This is a genomic window from Sphaerochaeta globosa str. Buddy (genome assembly GCF_000190435.1).
GTDB classification, from domain to species: Bacteria; Spirochaetota; Spirochaetia; order Sphaerochaetales; family Sphaerochaetaceae; genus Sphaerochaeta; species Sphaerochaeta globosa.
Genome location: NC_015152.1, coordinates 2,757,277 through 2,773,955, shown reverse-complemented (window position 1 = coordinate 2,773,955; position 16,679 = coordinate 2,757,277). Strand labels below are relative to the sequence as shown.

The 16,679-nt window shown below is 49.2% G+C and carries 17 protein-coding genes; 11 read left to right on the top strand and 6 right to left on the bottom strand.

Annotated features, from left to right (window positions below; genetic code table 11):
* Positions 1-35: 35 nt before the first annotated feature.
* Positions 36-1,091 carry an LCCL domain-containing protein gene (locus SPIBUDDY_RS12905; protein ID WP_013608210.1) on the bottom strand — a complete coding sequence of 352 codons (1,056 nt, stop codon included), beginning with the start codon at positions 1,089-1,091 and terminating at the stop codon, positions 36-38.
* Between the two features lie 179 nt (positions 1,092-1,270).
* Between SPIBUDDY_RS12905 and SPIBUDDY_RS12900 the strand changes: the two genes are divergently transcribed.
* The gene (locus tag SPIBUDDY_RS12900) at positions 1,271-2,242 is read left to right on the top strand and encodes an alpha/beta fold hydrolase (protein ID WP_013608209.1); all 972 of its coding nucleotides are present in this window, start codon (positions 1,271-1,273) and stop codon (positions 2,240-2,242) included.
* Here SPIBUDDY_RS12900 and SPIBUDDY_RS12895 read toward each other — a convergent pair.
* The 5 genes from SPIBUDDY_RS12895 to SPIBUDDY_RS12875 form a co-directional block, all read right to left on the bottom strand.
* Entirely contained in the window at positions 2,239-5,046 is a 2,808-nt protein-coding gene (locus SPIBUDDY_RS12895) for an ATP-binding protein (RefSeq protein WP_013608208.1), read from the bottom strand. The genes SPIBUDDY_RS12900 and SPIBUDDY_RS12895 overlap by 4 nt on opposite strands.
* 9 nt (positions 5,047-5,055) lie before the next feature.
* On the bottom strand, positions 5,056-6,114 hold the full coding sequence (locus SPIBUDDY_RS12890) for an HD-GYP domain-containing protein (protein WP_013608207.1): 1,059 nt from the start codon (positions 6,112-6,114) through the stop codon (positions 5,056-5,058).
* 118 nt (positions 6,115-6,232) lie between these two features.
* Positions 6,233-7,198: a D-2-hydroxyacid dehydrogenase gene (locus SPIBUDDY_RS12885; RefSeq protein ID WP_013608206.1), complete on the bottom strand. Its 966-nt coding sequence runs from the start codon at positions 7,196-7,198 to the stop codon at positions 6,233-6,235.
* 62 nt (positions 7,199-7,260) lie between these two features.
* Positions 7,261-8,430 carry a GGDEF domain-containing protein gene (locus tag SPIBUDDY_RS15850; RefSeq protein WP_013608205.1) on the bottom strand — a complete coding sequence of 390 codons (1,170 nt, stop codon included), beginning with the start codon at positions 8,428-8,430 and terminating at the stop codon, positions 7,261-7,263.
* 182 nt (positions 8,431-8,612) lie between these two features.
* Positions 8,613-9,164 (bottom strand): hypothetical protein, encoded by a 552-nt coding sequence (locus SPIBUDDY_RS12875; RefSeq protein ID WP_013608204.1) that lies wholly within the window; start codon positions 9,162-9,164, stop codon positions 8,613-8,615.
* A gap of 355 nt (positions 9,165-9,519) precedes the next feature.
* On the opposite strand from SPIBUDDY_RS12875, the gene SPIBUDDY_RS12870 reads away from it, so the two are divergent.
* The 10 genes from SPIBUDDY_RS12870 to aspA all read left to right on the top strand — a co-directional run bounded on the left by SPIBUDDY_RS12870 (position 9,520) and on the right by aspA (position 16,666).
* On the top strand, positions 9,520-10,200 hold the full coding sequence (locus tag SPIBUDDY_RS12870; RefSeq protein ID WP_013608203.1) for a DUF969 domain-containing protein: 681 nt from the start codon (positions 9,520-9,522) through the stop codon (positions 10,198-10,200).
* A 2-nt stretch (positions 10,201-10,202) separates the two neighbouring features.
* Positions 10,203-11,123 (top strand): DUF979 domain-containing protein, encoded by a 921-nt coding sequence (locus SPIBUDDY_RS12865; RefSeq protein WP_013608202.1) that lies wholly within the window; start codon positions 10,203-10,205, stop codon positions 11,121-11,123.
* 10 nt (positions 11,124-11,133) lie between these two features.
* Positions 11,134-11,775 carry a pyroglutamyl-peptidase I gene (gene pcp, locus SPIBUDDY_RS12860; RefSeq protein ID WP_013608201.1) on the top strand — a complete coding sequence of 214 codons (642 nt, stop codon included), beginning with the start codon at positions 11,134-11,136 and terminating at the stop codon, positions 11,773-11,775.
* Positions 11,772-12,197 (top strand): gamma-glutamylcyclotransferase family protein, encoded by a 426-nt coding sequence (locus SPIBUDDY_RS12855; RefSeq protein WP_013608200.1) that lies wholly within the window; start codon positions 11,772-11,774, stop codon positions 12,195-12,197. The genes pcp and SPIBUDDY_RS12855 overlap by 4 nt, the downstream gene beginning before the upstream one ends.
* Positions 12,198-12,275: 78 nt before the next feature.
* Positions 12,276-12,869, top strand: coding sequence for a TetR/AcrR family transcriptional regulator (locus tag SPIBUDDY_RS12850; RefSeq protein WP_013608199.1), 594 nt, complete (start codon positions 12,276-12,278; stop codon positions 12,867-12,869).
* Complete coding sequence (locus SPIBUDDY_RS12845; RefSeq protein WP_013608198.1) at positions 12,856-13,812, top strand: FAD:protein FMN transferase; 957 nt, start codon at positions 12,856-12,858, stop codon at positions 13,810-13,812. Before SPIBUDDY_RS12850 ends, SPIBUDDY_RS12845 begins: the two co-directional genes overlap by 14 nt.
* Before the next feature lie 11 nt (positions 13,813-13,823).
* Positions 13,824-14,264 carry an FMN-binding protein gene (locus SPIBUDDY_RS12840; protein WP_041380790.1) on the top strand — a complete coding sequence of 147 codons (441 nt, stop codon included), beginning with the start codon at positions 13,824-13,826 and terminating at the stop codon, positions 14,262-14,264.
* A gap of 81 nt (positions 14,265-14,345) precedes the next feature.
* A complete protein-coding gene (locus SPIBUDDY_RS12835; RefSeq protein ID WP_013608196.1) occupies positions 14,346-14,888 on the top strand; it encodes a DUF2975 domain-containing protein in 543 nt (180 codons plus the stop codon).
* 8 nt (positions 14,889-14,896) lie between these two features.
* Entirely contained in the window at positions 14,897-15,109 is a 213-nt protein-coding gene (locus SPIBUDDY_RS12830; protein ID WP_013608195.1) for a helix-turn-helix domain-containing protein, read from the top strand.
* Between the two features lie 165 nt (positions 15,110-15,274).
* Complete coding sequence (aspA, locus tag SPIBUDDY_RS12825) at positions 15,275-16,666, top strand: aspartate ammonia-lyase (protein ID WP_013608194.1); 1,392 nt, start codon at positions 15,275-15,277, stop codon at positions 16,664-16,666.
* The last annotated feature ends 13 nt before the right edge of the window (positions 16,667-16,679 follow it).

The window sequence follows — 16,679 nt, the reverse complement described above, 5'->3', positions numbered from 1 at the left end:
AAAGCAGAAGCATCTCTCGATTCCGAACATTCCATCTACAAGTAATCCCAATCACTGAGGGTGATTTCCAGGTTCTCATACTCAGGCAGCCAGAATTGGAAGAGTGGGTACCCATCCTCGTCATACGCCTCTACTGAAAGAAGATCCTGTGTTTGTTTCTCCAGAAACGAACGCAGATACGGCCATTTCATGAGGTCTATGACACATGTTTCGCCACTTCTTATCACTTGTCCTTGCAGGATTTCCTTACTGTAGTCTCGCTTCGCCTCCATCGCCGGGGTGAGTAGATACAATTCAACGAGTGCATACTCACCTTCATTGATCACGGCAAGTGATGTAAGTGATTTCTGCTTTCTTTCGTGCTCCGGTAACAGAATAATCTGAAGATTGTTCGTGTCAGGTCTCCATTCGTACCTGAACTCTCTCTGTCGCTCTGCGGTTGCATCGACTTGCAGTACTTGGCCGTATCGATAGAGGATTACCGCTTCTAGGTCGGGGTTCTCAGCAAAGTATATCTGCACACTTTGTCCATTCGGCAGTCTTTCGTTGGCGAGAAGATTTTTTTTATGCACTCCTACCGCCCGCATGTCGGAGCTAAAGATACCCAGGTACGTAAGTGTTGTACCTGTGTTGTTGGAAACGGTGAAAGACTTTGGGGAAGGGGTGCTGACCGGTTCAAACGGTTCCTCAGGGATATCAATATACATAATCGAAGCTTCATCCGGTTTAATAATGTTCCCCTTGGCATCGAGAAATACAAAGGTGGTATTCCAACCCTCGTAGGTCTCCCCACTTTTGTAATACTCAGGACCTTCCACAATGAGAATTGTTACCGTCCCCCCATCCTTGTAGGTAAGCAAGTCCATGGCTACGGCGGCGCTACCGATACTTGAGTTCCATGCATATTCACCAAAGCCATAGACAGGCTTAGGTGTCCCGTTTGGAGGCAGTTGAAAAGTGATCTTCTCTGTGTATCTGCCTTTATATTCCTGGGCAGTCGTCTCCCAGGTAATGGATGTGACCTCCGACCCCGGCAAAAGCGGGAGTGCAAACACGATGAGGATGCAAACAAGTAGAGTTCTCTGCTTCATAGGCTTCTCTCCTCACTTCTACTATACCCATGAATTTTGGAATCACGTAAGCTCTTGTTCCCTTGGTTTTGCATGGTTGTAGAGAGCATGTAAGATTTTGTATTTCCCTAAAGCAATAAACCTATACAAATCTTGTATATTTCAAGGTGTATAGCTACAATCATGCGAGAGGAGTCCCTATGAGCAAAAAGAAAAAAGGCTGGTTCAAACGACTGTTGAAGTGGGTTTTCTTGTTCATTGTGCTTTCTTTGGCAATTACGACCTTGTTGCATGCAACGTACTTCAAGCAGCAATACAAGAAGGCTCAGCCGAATGGCCAACTGGTATCAGTCTTTGATGGGACTATGCACATAAGCTCTATGGGGCAGGGTAAAGACACCGTTGTTCTGTTGCCTGGCATGGGAATCGGCCTTCCTTCTGCTGACTTCGGTCCGTTGATGAGAGAACTCAGCAAAAAGTATACTGTGGTTTGCGTAGAATATTTTGGAGTGGGTTTTTCCAGCCAGACACAGCGTGAACGTTCCAGCGCCAACTATGTAGAGGAGATTCGCTCAGCACTGAAAACAGCCGGATTTACGGCCCCCTATGTCTTGATGGGCCATTCAATCTCAAGCCTTTACAGCGAGTACTATGCTGCTGTATATCCAAACGAAGTCAAAGCCATCATTTCCTTGGATGGAACCTCGTCGGCCTTCTATGCAAAGACTCCGGGCTTTGTAGCAGCGCTGCTTCCGATAGCAAAACTCCAGCAGACATTGGGAGTTCCCTCCCTGCTCGGCCCATTGGTGACCAACCGAAAAAAAACCTTGGAATTAGGCTACACAGAAGAGGAAATCGATCATATGTTGCTGTTTGCAGGCTTTTCGGTCAACGACACGCTGCTTAAGCAGATTGCATACGGTAATGAGTTTGTCGCCGAGACCAAAGCTCTTGCCTATCCATCCGAGATCCCCTATTTCAAGGTCATTTCCAAGCAGACCTATGAGACACCCAATAAACAGTTGCCCATTACACCCCAGGAATACCAAATGGAGCATCTCAAGAGAATTGGGCCACAGGCCAAGTATGAGGTGCTTGAAGGGACGCACTTCATCTACCAGACCAATGTGGAACGTATTGCCTCCATTGTGGATGAGGTGCTGAATACCTAAGCTTTACTCACATATTCCTTCGCTTCCCGAAGTACCTGCTCAAGCTCTCTGAGCACCGAGGCAATACTCTCTTGTGAGGGCATACTCTCCTTCTCGAGGCTTTGTTGCAAGCTGGCACAAAGCTTTTGTGCCTGCATTGCACCGACAGCACCACAACTACCCTTGGCCTTATGGGCCAGTTCTGCAGCAGCAGGGAGATTCTGCTCGGTAATTGCACTTCTCAAGCTGAGCAGCAACTGCTCCAGCTCCGAAGTGAAAGAAGTGAGTACGCGTGTATACAGATTTTTATCACCACCAATGCTGAATATTCCCCGCTCGAAGTCAATGCTCTGCCTTCTTTGGTGGTAAGCAAGGGCTAGTTCGGCAACTTTGCTGATAAGTTGGTCCGGGTCATAGGGCTTTCCAATGAGGTCGGACACTCCGATTTCCCTGCACTGCTTCTGAACCGTTTCCATCAGGTCGGCACTGGTGATGATAATCGGCACCCGCTCATTCTTTGCCCTGATCAGGGTGGAGGACTCATATCCATCCATCACATCCATATGCAAATCCATCAACACCAGATCCAGGGTATCCTCCATGGAAAGGAACATCTCATACCCAACTTTGCCATTGTTGGCCAGGTGTACCGACCAGCCCTGCTGTTGTAAAATCTCCTTGGCGATGATTTGATTGGTTGCATTATCCTCAACTACCAGGATCTGCAGCGGTACTGAAGCAGCAGCCTCGGGATTTGGATTGCTTCTTTGCCCATCTGCCACACCTTTCCCAAACAGATGCAGCAAGGCATTGAAAAGCACGGAGTTGATTACGGGTAATGGCAGTACTATGTCTATGAAAGGAGAACTCTTCAGCTGGGTATCGTCATGCACGAAGGCTAGCACTTTCGGGCGCTCCAGCCCTGTTTTCTTCATACTATTCATAAGGGTATCGGAAAAGGCTTGGATGTTTGTAAGCTCAACTACAACTATGTCAAAGGTATTTCCGCTTTCCAATACTTTGGCCGCAATTGAAGGCGAGGAGACAGCCTCCGATTGGATTTTGTACTCACCAAAGAGTATTCTTATGCGCTCGTCGAGGTAGCGGTCCGAACAAACGACCAAAGCCTTGATTGCCGAGAAATCAATGCTCTTTCTCCTTTGCTGTTCCTCTTTTGAACCCTGGATGTCGAGTGTGTAGGGAATGGTGGCGGTAAAGGCACTTCCCTTTCCCATCTCACTTGTCACCGTGAGGGTCCCACCCATTTTCTCTACAAGAGCTTTTACGATGGAAAGACCAAGCCCGGACCCCCCGTATTTGCGATGAATGGAGGCATTGGCTTGTACAAAGGGTTTGAAGAGGTTCTCCATCTGTTGTTCGTTCATGCCGATGCCGGTGTCCTTGACTTCAAAGCTAAGCGAACACGATTGTTCCGCCAAAGTTTGGACCTGTACCGTGAGGTCGATGGACCCGGCTTCTGTAAACTTGACTGCATTATTCAGCAGATTTATCAGTATCTGGGCGAGGCGGGTCGGATCACCCACCAGATGTTGTGGTACATCATCTGGTTGATTGAGCCTGAAGTGCAGGCCTTTTTGTTGAATGAGATACGATTCAATGGATATGCAGTTCTCAAGTACATCGTCTAGTGCAAAGGGAATATTTTCCAGAATAATGCGGTCTTCATCGAGACGGGAGAACTCAAGAATGTCGTTGATGATGCTCTGCATCGTCTGCGTTGCACCGCTGATAGTCTTCACATACCGCATCTGATTGGCATCGAGGGATGTTTTTTCCAACAGGTAACTCATGCCGCGAATTCCGTTGAGCGGAGTGCGGATTTCATGGGACACACGGGCGAGGAACCTGCTCTTCTCAATATCTGCCTGCTGAGCCTGCTTCTGTGCTGCATCCTTTGCCTTCACCGCATCCCTGAGACGGGAGACCCAGAACAGCGAACTGCCCAGAATGATGACCAGAATGGAGACAATGATACCGACCAACCGGATGATGGGAGCAAGATCGTAGCGGCTCTCGTAGCGGATCCAGCGGTCGAGGATTGACTTCATCTCTTTTTCGCTGATTGAGTCGATCCCTTTTTGCAGGATGCTTGCCAATTGCGGCCAATCGCTGCGTACCGCCATATGCAATTCCTGCAGCCCCCCTTCGGCGATGGGAATAAACTGCAGATCGGTCAAGCCAAGGGTGCGGCTGAGGTAGATGCTGGTAGCCTCATTGCCAACGAAGGCTAGCTCTTCACCATGCTGTACTGCAAGCAGAGCCTCCTCGACAGTATCGTAGAGACGCATGGTGATGTCGGGGTAATAGAGCAAAAAACCTTCATGGGAGCTGTCGCGTTGTACCGCAACCTGTCTATACGCTAAATCCTTGAAACTGGTAATGGTGGAGTTGCTCTTTTGTATGATGATGGCCCGTTGGAAGTGTAAATATGGTTCCAGATAGGTCATGTACTGTGCCCTGGCCTGGGTGTAGCCTACCGCAGAGAGCAAATCGATGGACCTTTCACGTGTTTTCTGTACTGTCTCTGTCCAGCTCAGTGAAGGGTCATAGGTGAAAGTGAGGCCGGTGCGTTCAGAAATGAGGGAAAGTACATCGGCGGTGATACCGCCGTGCTTTCCTTCACTGGTAATAAATTCAAAGGGAGTGAATTTGGGATCGATACCTACCTGAATTTGCGGATGAACGGCGATGAAGCGCAACTCTTCTGCACTGAACTGAAGCTTTGCTTCTGCTCCAAGGATTGATGAGCACACAAAAAACAGCATCAAGAAACTGCAAACCTTGATCCTGCATTGGCTTCGCATCGCTTCTCCTTATGACTCTTCCAGTCTCTTTCGTATTTGGGGAACCACCGCTAAAAATGCTGCAAAGACAATGGGATCGAAATGTCGCGGAGATTCCTGTTTCATCACCTCAATGGCCTCATTGTGTTCGATTTTTTCTTTGTATACACGTTTGCTGGTAAGCGCATCGTACACATCGATTACCGCCATCAATCTGCCGGCAAGAGGGATGGCTTGGCCTTGGATGTTAGCTGGATACCCGCTGCCGTCGTACCACTCATGATGACTGGCAATCAACTCACGGGCTGTTTCGATGAAACTTATCTTCGTCTCTTCGCTCTCAATGCTGTAGTCGAGAGCCTCAATACCCTTGTTTACATGCTCGCGCATGATGGTAATCTCATCTGGATCAAGTCTTCCCGGCTTAAGCAGGATGTTGTCCGGTATACCGACCTTGCCGATGTCGTGCAAGGGTGCCGTATCGACCAACTCGTTGATCTCCTTATCACTTAGCTGGTATCCAGCGAGTCCTTGCTTCTGCAACTGGCGGCAAAGCAACTCCATCATGACCTTGGTTCGTCGGGCATGGTGGCTGGTCTCGATATTGCGTACTTCCAAGAGTCTAACCAAGGCATTGATGGTGATCTCATTCGTACGTCGGATGGTTTGGGTTCGTTTCTCAATAAGCTCCTCGAGCTGGCGGTTGTGTTCCTTGATCAATTCGGTTGACTGTTTGAGCCTTAGCTGTACATCGATGCGCATTTGCAGGGCTTTGAAATTCAAGGGTTTGCGGATGAAGTCCACAGCTCCTTTCTCCAAGCCACGTATTTCCTTATCTATTTCCTCGGAGTTGGTAAGGATAATGATTGGTGTATCGAGATTACGATCATGGCAGATGTCCAGGAAGGTGAATCCATCCATGACAGGCATGTGCAGATCCAGGAGTATCAGGTCGACTTTGGGATGGATGTCCAGTTCTTGCAAACCTTCTTCACCGTTTCGTGCCAAAATGACTTCATGGTTGGTCAAAATATACTGAATCATTGAAAGATCGGTTGCCGAGTCGTCAATTGCAAGAATTAATGCCATCTTCCCACCTCTTTGCATACACCCTGACATACATCATCCTAGCATCGGCAATCAGTGCGGTAAAGAAGAATAGTATGCCTTTTATTTGCCTTTTATTTGCAAATAAAAGAAAACATAGCTAATAGGCTCGGGTGAAGTCTACAAGGTTGATCAGAGGTTTTTCTTCAAGGTACAACGCAAGATTTTGGAGAAAAAGGGAGAATACCTGATGGGGGTCGCTCGGTGACAACCCGCTTGCATGCGGGGTGATCAGCACATTGGGCAGCGTCCACAGCACATGGTCGAAAGGAAGTGGTTCCACCGTGGTCACATCCAGTCCGGCTCCACCTATATGCCCGCTCTGCAAAGCCTCGACCAAGGCCTCCTCGTCAATCAGGTTGCCACGACCGATATTACACACAAAAGCTCCGTGCGGCAGCAAGGAAATCCTTTTTGCATCCAAAAGGTGCTCGGTTTGGCTGGTGGATGCAGCGCACAGGGCGACATAATCAGCTTGGGGTAGGAAAGCCTCCAAGTCATCCTCGGTTCCGAGTTCATCCACCCAGGCGGGCTTTTCCGTCTTTGTTCTCTTGACGGCCAATACCCTCAGATTATGGGCTTTTGCCCGAACAGCCAGCTGATTTCCGATATCCCCGAGTCCGATGATCAACAGTGTACTTTCCCAAAGGTCCTTGGTGGGAAAGTATCGCTTCCAAAGCTTTGCTTTCATCTGGTCATGGTAGCGGAGCAAGTTATGATTGAAGGCGATGATCATGCCGATGATATGATCGGCAATTTGTTTGCCGTAGGTTCCCCTTGCATTGGTCAACAGAATGGGATCAGCAGCATAGAGGGTTGGATCGACATACTGGCCGACACCTGAAGAAGGGGTCTGCAACCATCGGAGATTGGTTGCAAGCTTCAGATCCTGTGCCTTGGGAAGGCCGACGATGATTTGTGCCTGCTGGATGTGCTGTGGGGTATAGTCTAGCATGCTCACACTGGTCAATTGAATCTGAGGAAACAAGGCGGCAAGCGTAGCTAATTCCTCTTGGTCTGGATTGAAGTGGGAACCGGTAAGAAAGAGTGTGTTGATGGTGCGCATGTCAGCATCCCTCCCATATGGGTGAAACCCTATCGGTTACCTTCTGTTTGGGCAAGACGCAATCAGCCTTTTTTTCTAGCAGCTTGGTTTTTTTTCATCTCGTAGAGGCTGGCATCGGAGCGCTTGGCTAAATCTTCCAGACTCTCTGTTTCGTGCCATTGGGCCAATCCAATGCTTACAGACAGGGTTTGTCCCTTCAGTTCAGGGAGGAAAATTGCTTGGACATCAGCCTGTATCATGTCGCGGATTGGTTCTGCCTGCTCCAGGTTGCTTTCTGGCAGCAATACGGCATACTCATCTCCGCCTGAGCGGAAGCAACCATTCTCCCAAATCGAGTGTTGCAGCAGGGTATCGGCGATTCGTATCAGTACCTTGTCCCCGACGGGGTGTCCGTATTCGTCATTGATCTGCTTGAAGGCATCGACATCGAGGGTGAGGAGCACAAAGGTCTTTTGGTTTTTACGAGCCTCTTTCTCCACGCGAGCCAAAGCCCTGTTCAGTGCGCGTCGGTTGCCCAGTCCTGTCAATTCATCGGTATACGCATGGATGCCGATCGCCTCCATGATTACAAAAAGGGCAAAGGAGAGCAGCAGCGAAAGCAGGGAGAATGTAACGATATGCAACCATAGTAAAGCTCTTGATTGGGCAAGCAGTGTATCGGCGGAGTAGTCTACTCCCACCAAGCCTGCCAGGCTATTGTCACGGCCGTCGATGATGGGGGCGAATGCACTGAGCAACGTTCCCCATTCTGAGACTAGTAAGTTGCTGGTAGCAATCTGTCTGCCAGCATAGGCACCGCTTTCGGTATCGTCCATCTCATCGAGGGAGTTGAAAGCAGAGAAATTCTCACTGTCGGGCAGTTCTGCATCGAGCACATATCGGATGGTGGATGCATCAACCAATGCTTCAGCGTACACAAAATCAGCTCCGCTTTCTTCCTTTATGGTACGAAGTAACCTATTGAATCGCAGGTAGTCGGCATGCTCTTGGGAGTTGTCCAGCAGCGTTGAACTCTCACTGAGGTTGCGATATGCCTCGATATCATCTTCCAAAAAGGTTGCAATGGTGGTGGCAATGGAAAGGGCACGCGAGCGTGCGTTGTCTTCCAGGACGCCTGTAGTCTGACGATAAATGATTTGGGCGGGTATGAAGATGCAAAGACTCGTTGCCAGCAACAGCAATAAGAATAGCTTGCGTTTTTCTATAAGCGATGTAAGCAGGGCTTTCTTCATAGAACCTCAGAATGCAGAGAGAGTAGTGCTTGTATTCCCGCTCGTTACTGACCTTCTGCATCTATCATACTTATAACGTACTATGACTGATTTGTCATCCAGTGCATGCTTCATGGACGCTGGAAGTTGGTGAGAAGTGGGAACAAGAAGCCGATACAAGGTTGTGTACCGGCTTTTTGCAATTATCTCAGGTCTGCTCGAAAACTCACCGAGTTGAATGGGCTTGAAAGGGTGTTGGCCTGCATGCCCAATTGTGCTTCATGGGGGGCAAAGCGATAGCCTGAGAGCAGGAGAATGGTGAAGGAGTCGAAAATGTTGAGTTCGAACCCGGTGGCAATGCTGCTATAGAAATGCCACGCAAGGTCGGGATATGACTCGGTCTCCTCAATCTTTCCCAGAATCATCTGCCCTATGCTTGCCTGTACCATAGGATTGAAGGTGGCGTCCTCAAAGAGGGTGAGAGAGGTTCTCATTCCGCTCATCAGTGCAAACGTGTTGTCTTGTGCTGTCAGTTGCACGGCAAGCGGCTGTGCCAGCAGGAAAGCTTCGACTGAAACTCTTGAGCCTAATGGTGTTCCTACTGACAATTCATAGAATCGATACTTCTGATCCTCGATTTCGGCCTTTCCTTTACCAAAACCGAGATACGGTTCCCAGGCTACGGCAGCACCTACCTGGAAAAGTGCGATGCACAAGAGTGCGACGATGACCATGCTTCGTTGTTTCGCTTTCATACTAAATTCCTGTTTCGTGAGAATGGAGATGTATCTACATCAAATTTCTTTATGCAGAAACCTTGCCAAGTCTTGAAACAGCGCAATTTTGAAATACAAATCTAAAAAGGATGGGAAGGGAATGTTGCAACATGGTGTAATACGCCAAGGCTGGTGGGGGATATTACCATTTTAATCGTATTATGAGGGGTAACCTCTTTTGAATAGGTGATTTGCATTGAATTGTTGCTCTGAGTTAGTAACTCCTTCTGCAACTATTTTTAGAAATTTGTATTATACAAAGGTTGAAATATGTCACATTCAAAAAGTGCGTAGTATACTTTTACAAACTTTATGCACAAAAGGAGAGTGCTTTATGGAACTGTTGAAATTGATTGGAGTACTGATAGTCATCGTCGGCTTCGTACTCAAGAAAGACACCATCGCAACGGTTGTCATTGCCGGTGTAGTCACCGGTTTGGTAGCAGGTATGCCCTTTTTGGAGATTCTGAACACCTTGGGTAAATCCTTCATTTCACAACGAACCGCCACCCTGTTCGTCCTCACCCTTCCAGTCATAGGGATTTGTGAGCGATACGGACTGAAGGACAAGGCCGTTGATTTGATCAGGAAAACCAAGCGTGCCACCTCGGGAAGGATTATCAGCCTCTATCTGGCTGTCAGGGCTTTGGCTGCCGCCTTCTCGCTCCGTCTCGGAGGCCATCCACAATTTGTACGTCCCCTCATCAATCCTATGGCCCAGGCTGCCTATGTTGCCAAACATGGAAAAGCGGATGAAAAGACCGAGGATACCATAAAGGGTTACAGTGCAGCAGGTGAGAATTTTGGTAACTTCTTTGCCCAAAACTGCTTTATGGGCGCCAGTGGTACGCTATTGATCGTATCCACCCTCAACGGGCAGGGGTATGAGATAAACGCCTTGCAGATAGCCATGATGTCCATTCCCATTGCTGTCATCGCAGTTCTGGTGGGTATCGGCCACAACTATCTGCTTGACCGCCATCTCGACCAACATGCCAAGAAAGGAGGGAAATGAATATGACCAGAAACGTAGCAATCGCTGAATTCTTCTACTGTATTATCGCCATCATTTTCCTGTTGGTCGGCGTGAAAGCCCTCAGGGATAAGAATCATCCAAAGCGCATCAGTACGAGTGCGTTCTGGTTCATCCTTGCTTTCACCTTCTCAGCCGGGCCCTACCTGCCGTCTTGGATCACCGGTGTATGCGTACTGGCTATTGCAGCCCTTACGGCAGCAAACCGGGTGGTGCAGTCCAAAAGCGAAAACCCCGAAGCCGAGGAGACACGAAAGCATGCCGACACACTCGGGTACAAGGTGTTCGTCCCAGCTTTGTGTTTGGCAATTGTTGCTGTATTGGCGGCCACGTTTCTCCCCTTCGGGGCAAACAATGCCATCGGTATTTCAGCGGCCGTCGCCCTCATTGTTGCCTATCTGATCACCAAGGCACCGGCACGTTCTGCTGTTGTTGATGGTACCCGCCTGATGGACAATGTAGGTCCGGTAGGAATTCTGCCTCAGTTGTTGGCAGCCTTGGGTGCCTTGTTTACTGCAGCCGGGGTTGGTACGGTGATAGCCAAGGGCGTCAGTGCAATCATTCCCGATGGTTCCAAGCTCATTGCTGTTGCAGTGTACTGCATCGGTATGGCTCTCTTTACCATCATAATGGGCAATGGTTTTGCCGCATTCAGTGTCATTACCGTCGGTATCGGTATTCCTTTTTTAATCATGCAGGGAGCCAATCCGGTGGTGGTTGGTGCATTGGGCCTGACAGCAGGCTACTGCGGTACACTGCTCACCCCGATGGCGGCCAACTTCAACATTATGCCGGCAGCCTTGCTGGAAACCAAGGATAAGTACGTCATTATCAAAAGCCAGGCACGTGTGGCTTTGGTTATGTTGGTTGTCCATATCATCCTGATGTATATCTTGGCATTCTAAGGGGGTGCACATGAAGCTCTTGTTGACAGCGTTCGATCCTTTTGGCGGGGAAGCAGTCAATCCAGCCTTGGAAGCGGTGAAGATGGTCCGTCCAGTGGTCTCAGCCATCGAGGTGGTGAAGCTGGAAGTTCCTACCGTCTTCGGCAAGGCTATCGAGAAGGTGAGGGAAGCAATCGAAGAAATCCAGCCGGATGTGGTGCTTTGCATCGGACAGGCCGGTGGCCGATTCGATATTTCCGTTGAACGGGTGGCGATAAACATCGACGATGCAAGAATCGCCGACAACGAGGGTAATCAACCCATCGACTGCACTATTGTCGTCGATGGGCCTCCTGCCTACTTTGCTACCATTCCCATCAAGGCGATTGTAGACACAATCCGTAAAATCGGCCTTCCAAGCAGTGTTTCCAATACTGCCGGCACCTTTGTGTGCAATCACCTGATGTACGGCGTGTTGCATACCCTTGCCCTCCAGGACAAGCCGATGCGAGGGGGATTCATCCATGTTCCGTTCATTCCCGCCCAGGTGGTGGCAAGGCCCAATGCCCCGTGCATGTCCCTCTCTGATATTGTACGGGCTCTGGAAGCAGCCATTACCGCCATCGGGTCCTTTACCGATGATGTGAAACTGGCAGGAGGAAAGGAGTTTTGAGTACGTGTGAACGACTGTGGGTATACGGCAGTCTGCTCTGTGGCTACTTCAACCATGTGAAAGTGCTACAGGGCAGGGTGCTTTGTGTTCAGCCGGCACGCATCAAAGGCAGGTTGTTTCACCAACTTCACAAAGGGTATCCGGCCTTGCTTCACGGGTCCGATTGGGTCTATGGCGAGCTTTTGGAAGTCAAGGATTTTGCCAGTGTCCTTCCTCTGGTTGATGCGCTGGAAGGGTATGAATACGGTGGGGCCGACAATGAGTATGAGCGTACGGTAAGTGAGGTGTTTGCCCTTGAGGATGGGATTTGGAAAGTTGCAAACGCCTACGTCTACTGGTATGGCCGAAAGGACTTGGGAACCAAGGAGAATCCTGCTCTCTATCTGCCTGGTGGTGACTGGAAGGGGTATATGCGTGGCTAGCATCTAATTGTCTTGACAGGAGATGAATCTTTTAGTATATAATGAATGAATTAATATATATTCATTCAGGATGCATTGATGGAAGAAAAACAAGCGCAATTATTCGAGGCAGGAAGGACTTTGTTCACCCAGTACGGATTCAAAGCCACCAGTGTGGCTGCCATAGCCAAGCAGGCCGGCCTTGCAGTAGGTACTTTTTACCTCTATTACCCGTCGAAGGAGAGACTCTTCCTGGATATTTTTATACAAGAAAATGAGAGATTGAAGCAGCAGTGCCAAGATGGGCTAAGTCGGATGCAAGAACCCAAGGAAGTGATTATGCATATGCTCTCATGCAATGCACAAGGCATGCAAAAGAGTCCGATCCTCCGCGAATGGTACAACCGCAAGGTCTTTGACAAGCTCGAACGCCTGTATCGAAAGGAGCACGGCAACACTAGTGTCCATTTCCTTTTTGACACGTTCATGAAATTGGTGGAGAAGTGGCAGGCGGATGGAAAAATCAGGGGCGATATTGATGCAGCGACGATTATGCAGGTCTTTACGGCGATCATCAATGTCGATCTGCACAAGGAAGAAATCGGCATAGAGTACTTTCCTCGTCTACTTGAGGTTCTTACCATCTTGGTATTGGATGGCCTGGTGCCGGGAGGCTCTCATGCACTGGTATGAAGCAAGTCTTGCAGTCATGCATACCCAGCTTACCTGCAAGGCCTATGGCAAGCAACCTGAGGCTGCTGTTGAGGCGGCATTTGCTGAGGTACAGCGCTTGGAATTGGTTTTCAGCCGTTTTTTGGCTCAGAGTGAGATTTCACAGATTAATGCCCATGCTGGCAAGGGTATGGTCGATGTATCGTTGGATACAATACAGGTTCTTGAGGAAGCTATTTCGATTGGAAATCTTTCGCACGGCCTGTTCGATGTGACTATCGCCCCGTTGATGAACCTTTGGGATTTTACGCATGCAAAGAGCTCTCCCTCCCCCAGGGCAATCGAGGAAGTGCTTATGCATGTCGACTACCGAAAGCTGGAGGTTTCTGCCCATGCACATCGTGCCGGGTTACGCGAAAGCGGTATGCTCTTGGATGTGGGAGGCCTTGCCAAAGGCTATGCTGCAGATTGCGCCAAGCAGGTTCTCAAGGTATGGGGGATTACATCGGCATACATCAACATAGGCGGCAATGTGATGCTTCTGGGTGCAAAACCTGATGAGTCTGCATGGAAGGTGGGAATCCGCCATCCCCGGGTGGCATCTTCGTTGGTGGGTGCCATTGCAGAGCGGGATGTTTCGGTGGTTACCTCCGGTGACTATGAACGATTCTTCATCGACTCGGAAGGGACTTGGTACCACCATATCGTCAATCCGAAGACCGGCTATTCCGCTCGGTCGGGATTGCTTAGCCTGACTGTTGTTTGCCCCCGGTCCTTGCATGCCGATGCACTGTCTACTACGTTGTTTATTGCGGGCTTGGAGGGTTCGATAAAGCTGCTTGAACAGCTGCCCGGGGTAGGAATCTTTGCTATTGATGAGACTATGCATGGATGGATTACTGAGTCATTGATCCCGGCCTTCCAACCGGTAACGGGGCTGGAACTATCACTTCTCAAGGTTTGAGGAGGTATGAAATGCATAAGAAAAGGAGAATGTGTATGTGGATTCTGTTAAGTTTGGTAGCGGTACTTGCCATTGGCCTATGTATGGCAATGCGCGTGGATAGTCCGAATCGAAAGGAAGCTTCCCAGTTGCAGTTTGCTCAGGTGCAGTTCTCCAATCTTAAGGATGGAACCTACGTAGGACAGTGGAATGGCAGTACGTCTCATGTGCGCGATACCAAGGTTGAGGTCGAGATTGCCGATGGCAAGGTTGCGCACTTCAAAATTCTCAAGGGAGCGGTGGGCAAGGATGGCCAACCGGTCAAGCTTTCCAAGGGACGAACAATCGAGGAGCTGTTTCAAGCTGTTGTTGATCAGCAAAGTCTGGCAGTTGACGTGATCAGCGGGGCAACCGTTACTTCCAAGACGCATCTCAAGGCATTTGAGAATGCCTTGGTGCAAGCAGGACAGTAACATAAGAAAGAAAAGAATGCCTTGACAAAATTATCGTATTACGATAAATAATAACTGTAATACGATATTTGGAGGCGTTCTATGCTTAGCGTATCAAACAAAGGGTGGCGTTTGCTTGCCAGCTTGCTCACCCTCAGTCTCATCCTTGGTTCGGTTGCTGTCATTGCTCTCGGGGTATTCTTGGTATTCATGGCTTTGCAAGGCAATCTCTCATTGCCTTTGTTGCTTGGTGAAGGGATTCAGCTGTCTCACGCACTTACAGCGGTAAGCCTGGGTTCTTATATAGGCTATTCCCTGCTTCTGGTGGCAACACTCCTGATTGGACTTTCCTTCCTTTTTCTGCTGCGTTCGATACTCATCTCAATCCAGAAAGCCAAGGGGTTCAGCCAAACCCTTCCTACGCAGATCAAGCGCATGGCTTTTCTGTTGCTGGTTCTTGCGTATGCAAAACAACTGCTTATGCTGTTTGCTTTCAGTCAGGATTTGGGAAGCCTGTCAGGCCTGCTTGAGTTCCGTTTCCAATTGCTTCCTTCCGAAGCGCTCTATGCACTCACCCTTCTCTTGCTTGGAGAGCTTTTCAGGTATGGACTCGCTTTGCAAAGTGAATATGAGCAAACGGTATAGGTGCATATATGGCAATAATCATCCGACTTGACCGTGTGCTTGCAGACAGAAAAATGTCCCTTACCGAATTGTCTGAGAAGGTGGGGATTACCATGGCGAATCTTTCCAATCTGAAGACAGGAAAAGTAAGCGCAATCAGGCTGAGCACCCTGGAAGCAATCTGTAGGACCCTGTGCTGTCAGCCTGGGGATTTGTTTGAGTATCAACAAGAATCTGATTAAGGTTGAATCCCCTCCTGTTGCATGCGATGATACTGTAAGCATAAAAGTAATCAAAGAAACGGAGTGCGTATAAGCTGAACAAGAATACTTGAAATTCATGTCGTGTCGTCTTTGACGATGCGGTTTGTTTACGGGCTCGCTTTGTTTCAGAGGAGAAGTATCGGTATGGATGCATGGAGGATTGAGCACGATTTATTAGGGCACAAGCAGGTCCCTTCTGATGCCTATTATGGGGTGCAGACCGTTCGGGCAATGGAGAATTTCGTGGTGTCGAACATCCCGATATCCCAGTTTCCCTTTTTTATTCAGGCTTTGGGATATATAAAGAAAGCTACGGCCTTGGCGAACCTTGAGTATAAGATTCTCGATCCAATCATTGCCGATGCCATTGTTACGGCATGCGATGAGATTATTGGTGGCAAACTCCACGACCAATTTCCGGTTGATGCCATCCAGGGAGGGGCGGGAACCTCCACGAATATGAATGCGAATGAGGTTATTGCGAACAGGGCCCTGGAACTGTTGGGTAAGAAACGGGGTGAGTATAAGATTGTCCACCCCAACAACCATGTAAATCTCTCGCAATCGACCAACGATGTGTATCCTACTTCCATAAGGCTCGCGGCTTCCTGGATGCTCAACGCTTTGCTTTCCGAGTTGGAGCGGTTCAAGCAGGCCCTTGAGGAGAAAGGCCGGGAGTTTCACGATGTGCTGAAGATGGGGAGAACCCAGCTGCAGGATGCCATTCCCATGACCTTGGGTCAGGAGTTTATCGCCTGGGCGGAGAGTGTGGGGGAGGATATCGAACGGATGCGGATAGCACAGACTCTGCTGTATGAGATCAACATGGGAGCCACCGCCATCGGAACCGGCTTGAATGCTCCCAAAGGGTATGCAGAGGTGGTTACCCGGCATTTGGCACTTCTGACAGGTTTACCTTTGGTCCCCTCCCGAAACTTGATTATGGCTACCCAGGACTCTGGCGGTTTCATTGAACTGAGCGGGGTACTGAAGCGAATAGCTGCAAAGGTCTCAAAGATTTGCAACGACTTGCGCTTGCTCTCCTCCGGTCCGAGGGCGGGAATCAATGAGATCAACCTCCCACCCATGCAACCAGGGTCTTCAATTATGCCCGGCAAGGTGAATCCCGTCATCCCCGAGGTTGTAAACCAAGTAGCCTTCGACGTCATTGGCAATGACCTTGCCATAACCTTGGCTGCCGAAGCCGGCCAACTGGAATTGAATGTCATGGAGCCGTTGATCGCCTTCAAGCTCTTTACTTCGATCAACAACCTCACCAACGTGCTGAATATCCTGACCACGCGCTGTATTACCGGCATTACAGCAAACAAGGAACGCTGTAGGGAGATGGTGGAAAACAGCATCGGTTTGGTAACGGCTTTGGTTCCCGTATTAGGGTATGAACTCTGCTCTGAGATTGCCAAGAAAGCCCAGAAAACCAATGGCTCGGTGTATAGGATCGTGCTTGAGGATGGGTATCTCAGCGAGGCCGACCTTACAAGGATTCTCTCGCCTGAATCGATGTTGAACGGGTGATGCCACAATCCCA

What these genes read in the sequence shown, in the direction of transcription:
- SPIBUDDY_RS12905 (WP_013608210.1), bottom strand. Translation starts at nt 1,091, where the DNA reads ATGAAGCAGAGAACTCTACTTGTTTGCATCCTCATCGTGTTTGCACTC.
- SPIBUDDY_RS12900 (WP_013608209.1), top strand. Translation starts at nt 1,271, where the DNA reads ATGAGCAAAAAGAAAAAAGGCTGGTTCAAACGACTGTTGAAGTGGGTT.
- SPIBUDDY_RS12895 (WP_013608208.1), bottom strand. Translation starts at nt 5,046, where the DNA reads ATGCGAAGCCAATGCAGGATCAAGGTTTGCAGTTTCTTGATGCTGTTT.
- SPIBUDDY_RS12890 (WP_013608207.1), bottom strand. Translation starts at nt 6,114, where the DNA reads ATGGCATTAATTCTTGCAATTGACGACTCGGCAACCGATCTTTCAATG.
- SPIBUDDY_RS12885 (WP_013608206.1), bottom strand. Translation starts at nt 7,198, where the DNA reads ATGCGCACCATCAACACACTCTTTCTTACCGGTTCCCACTTCAATCCA.
- SPIBUDDY_RS15850 (WP_013608205.1), bottom strand. Translation starts at nt 8,430, where the DNA reads ATGAAGAAAGCCCTGCTTACATCGCTTATAGAAAAACGCAAGCTATTC.
- SPIBUDDY_RS12875 (WP_013608204.1), bottom strand. Translation starts at nt 9,164, where the DNA reads ATGAAAGCGAAACAACGAAGCATGGTCATCGTCGCACTCTTGTGCATC.
- SPIBUDDY_RS12870 (WP_013608203.1), top strand. Translation starts at nt 9,520, where the DNA reads ATGGAACTGTTGAAATTGATTGGAGTACTGATAGTCATCGTCGGCTTC.
- SPIBUDDY_RS12865 (WP_013608202.1), top strand. Translation starts at nt 10,203, where the DNA reads ATGACCAGAAACGTAGCAATCGCTGAATTCTTCTACTGTATTATCGCC.
- pcp (WP_013608201.1), top strand. Translation starts at nt 11,134, where the DNA reads ATGAAGCTCTTGTTGACAGCGTTCGATCCTTTTGGCGGGGAAGCAGTC.
- SPIBUDDY_RS12850 (WP_013608199.1), top strand. Translation starts at nt 12,276, where the DNA reads ATGGAAGAAAAACAAGCGCAATTATTCGAGGCAGGAAGGACTTTGTTC.
- SPIBUDDY_RS12845 (WP_013608198.1), top strand. Translation starts at nt 12,856, where the DNA reads ATGCACTGGTATGAAGCAAGTCTTGCAGTCATGCATACCCAGCTTACC.
- SPIBUDDY_RS12840 (WP_041380790.1), top strand. Translation starts at nt 13,824, where the DNA reads ATGCATAAGAAAAGGAGAATGTGTATGTGGATTCTGTTAAGTTTGGTA.
- SPIBUDDY_RS12835 (WP_013608196.1), top strand. Translation starts at nt 14,346, where the DNA reads ATGCTTAGCGTATCAAACAAAGGGTGGCGTTTGCTTGCCAGCTTGCTC.
- SPIBUDDY_RS12830 (WP_013608195.1), top strand. Translation starts at nt 14,897, where the DNA reads ATGGCAATAATCATCCGACTTGACCGTGTGCTTGCAGACAGAAAAATG.
- aspA (WP_013608194.1), top strand. Translation starts at nt 15,275, where the DNA reads ATGGATGCATGGAGGATTGAGCACGATTTATTAGGGCACAAGCAGGTC.